The sequence below is a fragment of the Endozoicomonas acroporae genome, assembly GCF_002864045.1.
Taxonomy (GTDB): Bacteria; Pseudomonadota; Gammaproteobacteria; order Pseudomonadales; family Endozoicomonadaceae; genus Endozoicomonas; species Endozoicomonas acroporae.
Genome location: NZ_PJPV01000264.1, coordinates 1 through 7713, shown reverse-complemented (window position 1 = coordinate 7713; position 7713 = coordinate 1). Strand labels below are relative to the sequence as shown.

The following is a 7713-nucleotide window of genomic DNA, read 5'->3' as shown; positions in this document are numbered from 1 at the left end:
TTATGAACGCCAAGATTGTCAGCCATAGCTTGTAAAGAAAGACCAGTTTTCAGTAGTGCCTGAAGCTGATATCGTTTGCCTTGAGTCAGCTGTTCGTAGTGTTTGGTTTGAGTGCTCATTCCAGACTTCCATTTCAGAGTGTGACAACTTAGAAATCTACCGACAGCTGTCTCACATCTCAAGTTTCAGCCTGTTGCACTTATTGTATTACTCCAGCGTTAACCAGTCTGTTGACGATCAAGAATATCCAGTACCGTGGCAATTTTATTGTCCAGCTCGGACCACTCTTCGTCTGCCACCGAGTCCTTCACAATACCCGCACCGGAGTAGAGCATCAGGGCATTATCAGCCAGACGGGCGCTGCGAATAGCCACACTGAAATCACTCTTTTGAACACCAACAATCCCACACACACCAGCATACAAGCCACGAGCGTAGGGTTCGTTGGCGGCAATAAAGGAGAATGCGTCCTCTCTTGGAGCGCCCCCCACTGCGGGGGTCGGATGAAGTAGGTCCAGCAACTGTTGATCACTCACGTCGTGGTTCAGTACGCCACGAATCTGGTAACGCAAATGCTGAATATGGCGCAATTTAACAATCGAGTGGCTGCGATCCGCTTCCAGGGACTGACAGAGGGGTTGCAGCCTATGGCAGATATCATCCAGAACCAGACGGTTTTCATGGATATTTTTACCATCGCTCATCAGCAGGCTTTCCAGCTGAGCATCTTCAAGCAGGTTCTGACCGCGGACAATGGTACCTGCCAGGGCCTCGGTAGAAATAATATTTTCCAGTCGCTTCACCAGTCGCTCCGGAGAGCAGCCAAAAAACGTTTGCCCCTGCCCCTGAAACAGGAACTGATAGGAATGCGGGTTCGCCTGCTGCCATGCGTAAAGTAATGAGAATGGGGAGAGACGCCCCTCAAGTTTCAGACACGTTTCCCGGGAAAGCACCACCTTATCCAGTACGCCCGATGCAAACGCCTGCCGGGCCTTGTCCACCAATTGGTTCCAGACATTGGCGTCTGGCTGGGAACCTGCGAGCTGAAAGGTAAAGTCAGCCTCGGGTAACTGCTGGCAATAGTTGAGTGCTGCGATAATCTCCAGAGCCTTGCGAATACTGCCATGGTATTCCGAAGTATTGTCAGACCTGAGGTTCACACCCAACACCGTTCCCTTGCGAGTCTGAACCAGTTCCAGCAGTGGCAGGATGACCCTGCCATAACCAAAAGCAGGCCAGATTGACGCGTCATCATCCGCAAAAGAGAGGTAGCAAAGGCAGTGACTGCTCCTATGCGCCGGCAAATGGCTCAGGATTTTGTGAGCACTGGCAAATGCACAAGCCAGGTCCTGTCGGCAGGATAATGTTTCTGACCAGCTGTAACCGAACGCCGCGATAGCATGATCGCCTTCCCGGTCTCTCCAGAACGCTTTTTCACAGCCATCCTGTGCCGCCAGAAAGCCCTGCAGGTAAATGGCGGGGAAAGGTAGCTCAATTCTGACCAGCCGCTTTTCAGGCACAGGTTGAGATAACAGCTTTTCCAACTGTTCCACCATCAATGCCAACTGAGTCTGAACTACACTGGTCAAGACATCCTGCCAATAAGATCGTTAAAAAAAAGACATCGTAAGATAACGAAATTGTACGTAGATTGGCCACCGGTATCTGGATCGTATTTACCGAGAAAAGCCATAACATCCCTAAGGGTATAACCGACTGTTGGCAATAGTAGATGAATTTTTCAACGTAACTTTTTATCATTGCATTTTTTTCAACGCTGAAATTCATGCCTTTCAGCAGAACTGAACCCTTGATCAGTTTCATCAGCACGGGTAACTATTCACCATGGCCACCAATGGAGAGTCAGCCAGACAATGGCTGGAGCAGAACAGGGAGCAGATCTCGGAGGAACGAATTCTCCAGATTCGCAGTAACCTGATAAAAAAAATAAATCAGTTGGCGGATGCTGAGGACCTGACTGTATCGGATGAACATCAGGGGTTGCTGGAGGCCCTTGATGTGATGGATGCCTGGCTTCAGGAGCGCGCAACACCTCAGGAAACAGCAGCGGAAGCTTCAACGCTGGATTACAGCCCGCTTATTCAGGAGCCGTCGGAAACAGTCCCTCAGCTGACTCAGGAAGAGAAGCTGCGCCGCTTCCAGAATCTGCTGAAGGGCACAAAAAAATAACGGCAAATGGTGAGGTTGCGCTCAGGCAACCTCACCAACCGGCTGCCGGGGCATTACACTTTCAACCGCTCACACTCCTCAACGACCCGGTCGTAGGTCCAGTCCCCGCCACCGGGATGCTTCACCTCGTGTTCAATCAGCTTCTGGCACATCTGCATAGGGTTCAATCCCTTTTTTGCCAGTCGCTCCAGAGTCTGCTTCAGCTCATTGTCTGCTTCACTGAATTCCTGAGCGCTTCGGGATCCTTTCTTTCTGACTGCAACTTTTATTTGCTTCATCGTCACTCACCTAAAACAACGTGGGCCTCTGGCAGGCCACCCTGAAAGCCCCGGCAAGAATAGCAGCGGGGTGATCTCTTCTCAGGCAGCCTCCCGGATAATCTATACTCTATTCTTAGATTCTGCGCGCAGTAAAGCAGGAGTTTACCATGAAACGTCTTTACTACCTGACCGGCTCTTTGGACAGCGTCACCAAAATTACTGAAGACCTGCACCGGGATGGCATCACCAACTGGCATCTCCATGTTTTAAGCCGAAACGAAGCTGGCCTGTATCACAAGCAGGTTCACAGTGCCAATATGCTGCAGGAAAACGATGTCATTCACTCCGGAGAACTGGGAGCCCTCATTGGCGGTGCTGTCGGCCTGCTGGCGGCCACAGTGATTGAGTGGTGGAACCCAATCGGGGTAGAGATCCCGCTACCCGCCCTTCTGGTGGTCGCTGGCGTATTTACCATGTTTGGAGCCTGGAGTGGTGGATTGGCAGGGATCACCCGCGAGAATTACAAAACGGCCCGATTCCACGATGATCTGGTAAAAGGCAAACATCTGATTATGGTGGATGTTTCCAGACAACAGGAGCAGCGGGTGCGCTACCATCTGAGCAAATATCATCCGGAAGCTTCTCTTGCCGGTGTAGATACCACCCTGACACTGCCTTTCAGCCCTAACTTCTGGCGTTATCCGCGCCATAATTAGTGAGTAAATGATTTCAATGAGTTTGACGGATTTCGTTATTATAAGTCTCCGGACTCCGTTCGTCCTGAAGCTTGTCGAACGGCGCATACTCCGGCTCCCGATAGATCGTGCCAAACACCCTTCGTCCGTTCATCCTGAGCGGGGTCGAAGGGCGCTCAGGGTGAACGGAGATTGTACACATCAAGCTCCTTGAAACGATGTATTAGTTAATAACCGGCTTATCCATTATGATTTCACCAGCGTCTGCACCTCCTGAAAGGTTTCGGACTCCGCATCAGAAGGTGCTTTTCCCAGCAGGCTAAACACCAATATTGCCACTGACGCCGCGATAAAACCGGGAATAATCTCGTAAACTTCAAAAATTCCCCCACTGAGCGAACGCCATACCACCACAGTTACCCCACCCACAACAATACCGGCAAGGGCTCCCAATCCATTCATTCGCTTCCAGTAAAGGGAGAACAGCAGCGCAGGACCAAAGGCGGCACCGAACCCTGCCCAGGCATAAGACACCATCTCCAGCACAGAACTGTCCGGGTTTAGGGCCAGCACCGTGGCCAGCACCGCAATACCGACAACGGCAATACGACCAACCAACAGCATCTCACCCTGAGTAGCATTGGGACGCAGCATATTGCGATAAAAATCCTCTGCTACCGCAGTAGAACAAACCAGCAACTGAGAATCTGCGGTACTCATAATGGCGGCCAGAATCGCGGCCAGGAGAATACCGGCTATGACCGGGTGAAAGAGGGTATTCACCATCAGCATAAAAATAGCTTCCGGGTCGTCTAATACCAATCCCTGCCGCTGGGTATATATGATTCCGGTTAAACCAACCAGCAAGGCACCCAGCATACAGATTCCAGTCCATGAAACCGCAATACGCCGTGCCAAGGTTAGCTGATGACTGGACTGCACCGCTTTAAAACGCGCCATAATGTGTGGCTGGCCAAAGTACCCCAGCCCCCAGCCCAATAATGACAAAACCGTAACCACAGAAAGCGCTTCCCCCCGAACATCAGTGAACATGCTGGTCAGATGGGGGTTCAGTTGGTTAATGTCGGTCAGCACCTGCCCGGCACCTCCGGTAACTTCCAGCACGGTCACCGGAACGATCAGCAGCGCTGCCGACATCAGCAGGCCTTGCACCAGATCGGTCCAGCAGACCGCCAGGAAACCACCAAACAGGGTGTAGGAGACCACACTCAACATGCCAAGAATCACTGCCAGCTGGTAGTCGAAGCCAAAAACAGATTCAAAGAGTTTGCCACCGGCTACCAATCCTGAACTGGTGTAAAAAAGAAAGAAAATCAGGATAAAACCCGCACTGACCGGTTGCAGAATATACTTCAGATCGGAGAAACGGTTGGAAAAAAATTCGGGAAGCGTCAAAGAGTCATTCGCAACTGCACTGTAAATTCTTAAACGACGGGCCACCAGAAGCCAGTTCAACCAGGTTCCTCCCAGTAGCCCCAGCCCCAGCCAGATCGCCTCAAAACCAGCTGCAAACGCATACCCTGGCAGGCCCAATAATAGCCACCCACTCATATCAGAAGCACCGGCGCTTAATGCCGCCGACCACGGCCCCAGTGAGCGTCCGCCAAGAAAATAGTCAGAAGAGTTTTGGGTTCTCTGCCAGGCAATATAACCAACCCCCAGCATGGCAATAAAATAGATCAGGAAGGTTATGGTTATTTGTATTTGGTTTTCCATGATGGCTAAACTCTTGGTGTATATATCTTCAACGTTAGCCCACATTTATTTGTTCAATTCAGTTGGAATACCTGCTGATTTAATTAGTTATTTATTAAATAAAGTCTGCCAAAAATATGACTCTTAGCCCTGAGATAATAAATTATTTTGATTAAAAGCTGCCCTTATATTGATCCAGTTAAGGTACGCTATTATTCACAAATGAACTTATAATTTGTGGATACAGACATGGACAGTCAACGCATATCACCCCCCTCCTATAACCAGATAAAATTACCTGACCAAAAACCAGCAAGGTACGTTGGAATTGAATCAGGCAAGGACAGTAAAATATTGGATAGTCATGGGAAGCTGGTTTCCAAATGGGGAAGAAAGATTGAGAATTACCTTAAAATAGAGCGAATTAATCCAGAAAAATATGCTCGCAGTCAAAAAATGCATAAGTTCCAAGAGTCCATGACCAACAGACGGGTCAAACTTTTAACACAAGAAGTTCAAAATACATCGGATCATATTGATAGTATCTTGAAGCTTCCTGACGAAATTCCAGATGACTGTGAATTTATTAGCCATAAAAAATTCCAGAAACTTGTTCAATCAGATGTTAAGAGATATCTCTCTTATGAAATCAGATCCTGCAACTCGGGAGAAAAACTCCTTAAATTATACGAGGAAGTAAAGAGACTCGGAGATCAGCATCGCCTGCCACCCAAAATAACAGATCCGCTAATTAAAAAAATTAATGCTCAAATGGCAATACTTGTTGAGAAAATGCCAAATCACCTCAGAAGCATTGATCCTTGTAAAGAAGATACTCCAACCCTTGAATTGACCAAGCAAAAGTGTGAAGTGGTAAAAGGTCTGTACAAGGCTGCCAAAACGATTGGTTACGACTTATGCAAAGAGCATAGAAAAGCACTAAGAGATACGATGATTGACATGTTTTCCGAAGATGTTGAAAAAGTAGCGACTTTGTGCAAAACAAGAAATAACCTGAAAGAGAATAAATATTTATCAGATCAAATTATAGAGGTAAGGAATTCAATAATACGTCCATTCTTGGAAGAAGCTGCTACAAAAACTAATAAGTATTTTAAGAAAGTCGAAAAAAGCACAGATGTACAAATAAAAGATTTAAAAGCACAACGTGAAATAATACCCATAATAATTACAAAACTTAATAAAACACTAACAAATGCCTATCAAATCATAAAAAATGAGGCGGAAGCAACGGCAGGTAAAGTAAATTTATTAGAAGGCAAAAGAAAACAATCAAAAGATTCAATACAAAAAATCGAAGAAAGAGAAGCCAATAAATTTAATGATTTTAAAAGACTACAAAAAGAATATAAAAACCTGTATGAAATATTGACTTCCAAGCTGGAACAATTTGATTCCAGTGTCGAAATATATTTTAAAGACCAACCAGATCAGAAACCAGAAGCCCTCACACATCCTGAAGCATTCCTGACTGCTTATAGAGGAGTAGAATTAACCAAACCATGGGAAAGCCTACAAGACCTGAATCCAACAGAAACCAATTCGAATTTGGCTTTACAATCCTTCAATCATGCTTGCATTGATAATCACTTTAAAGAACTTGTGTCTGAGGAACAGGGCTGGTTACCTGAAGAGGAAATAAAAAAACTCAAAAATCATGTTCAAGGATCAGTAACAGAATACTCTGATCATAAAGAAGTCTATGATCAATTGGTTATTGCGCACACCGCCTGTGAGCTGGCCAGTAATGCTTATCAAAAAGCCACGAAGTATGAGACAAAAAATGCCAGAAAGGCTCGTCGACAAGCCAAAATAGTGCAAGGCACTGTTACTTCGCAACAGCTTGACACAGCAAAACAACTGAGAATGTTGCATGCAAAGCCAGTAACCAATAAAACTGACCACATCGGTGTTGCTGCCAAGCCCGACGCTGAAATGGATGAAAGCAATAATCACTCTTTGAGTAGCAGTTCTGCTGACTCAAGTAACAAAGCTCCAGCAGTAAGTGATGCTGAAGTACCTCAAGACAGTATTGACGCAAACATTACCTCAGGCCTGCATCAAGAATCAGCTACTGAAAAGCCACAGACCTTACAAGCCAAAAAAGTATTACCACCAATACCTCCACGACCCGAAGAACAAACACCACCAAAACGCCCAAAACGACCAACATCAAATCGCCCAACTTGGCCAGCACCAAAACCGCCATCTTCTGAAAACAGAACAAGTGGTGGAGTTAAAGGCCAAACCGATGGTAGTAAATCAGTACCGACACCACCACCGCCGCCACCACCTCCAGCACCACCGGTGCCACCACCTCCAGCACCACCGGTGCCATCAGCAGGAGGCCAAACCAAGAAAGGCAGTAGTGACGTTAAAGCTCAAGAGCGCAGAAAAGCACTTTTAAGTGATATTCGCTCTGGAGCAAATTTAAAGAAATTACCAGAGGATCTAAAAAATGATAGATCTGCAGTGAAATTCAATGATGTTAAAGGTCGAAATCAAGATAAAGCATCTGGACTTGAAAAGGGTAATAGTTCCGCTACAAGCTCTAAACAACCTGGTCAAGAGAGCAAGGGAATCGACATTGCTGGTGCCTTGGAAAAAGCCTTCACAGATAAAGGCTTCTTGGCAGGAGCCATGAAGAAAAGAAGAAATCGCATTAATCCTGATGATGAGTGATACTACTAACCCTAAAAAGTTTGTAGAAATAGCTCTCATGTAAGACTGCATAAAAAAATCCCGATTGATTAGTCAACCGGGATTTTCTATTTGGTGCCTGGCGATGACCCACTCTCACATGGGGAGACCCCACACTACCATCGGCGATC

At 46.7% G+C, this 7713-nt stretch carries 6 protein-coding genes; 3 read left to right on the top strand and 3 right to left on the bottom strand.

Annotation, left to right across the window (positions count from 1 at the left end):
* Window positions 1–218: 218 nt before the first annotated feature.
* On the bottom strand, window positions 219–1589 hold the full coding sequence (locus CX664_RS25025) for an isochorismate synthase (protein WP_101749299.1): 1371 nt from the start codon (window positions 1587–1589) through the stop codon (window positions 219–221).
* A gap of 256 nt (window positions 1590–1845) precedes the next feature.
* On the opposite strand from CX664_RS25025, the gene CX664_RS25020 reads away from it, so the two are divergent.
* A complete protein-coding gene (locus CX664_RS25020) occupies window positions 1846–2190 on the top strand; it encodes a hypothetical protein (RefSeq protein WP_101749298.1) in 345 nt (114 codons plus the stop codon).
* Window positions 2191–2243: 53 nt separating this feature from the next.
* Here CX664_RS25020 and CX664_RS25015 read toward each other — a convergent pair whose 3' ends face one another.
* Window positions 2244–2468 (bottom strand): hypothetical protein, encoded by a 225-nt coding sequence (locus CX664_RS25015; protein WP_101749297.1) that lies wholly within the window; start codon window positions 2466–2468, stop codon window positions 2244–2246.
* Window positions 2469–2617: 149 nt separating this feature from the next.
* Here CX664_RS25015 and CX664_RS25010 point away from each other — a divergent pair, with 149 nt between their 5' ends.
* On the top strand, window positions 2618–3166 hold the full coding sequence (locus tag CX664_RS25010; protein WP_101749296.1) for a hypothetical protein: 549 nt from the start codon (window positions 2618–2620) through the stop codon (window positions 3164–3166).
* Window positions 3167–3391: 225 nt separating this feature from the next.
* On the opposite strand, the gene putP is transcribed toward CX664_RS25010, so the two are convergent.
* The gene (gene putP, locus CX664_RS25005; protein ID WP_101749300.1) at window positions 3392–4882 is read right to left on the bottom strand and encodes a sodium/proline symporter PutP; all 1491 of its coding nucleotides are present in this window, start codon (window positions 4880–4882) and stop codon (window positions 3392–3394) included.
* Window positions 4883–5110: 228 nt separating this feature from the next.
* Between putP and CX664_RS26055 the strand changes: the two genes are divergently transcribed.
* Window positions 5111–7564 carry a hypothetical protein gene (locus CX664_RS26055; RefSeq protein WP_146000361.1) on the top strand — a complete coding sequence of 818 codons (2454 nt, stop codon included), beginning with the start codon at window positions 5111–5113 and terminating at the stop codon, window positions 7562–7564.
* Window positions 7565–7713 lie beyond the last annotated feature (149 nt).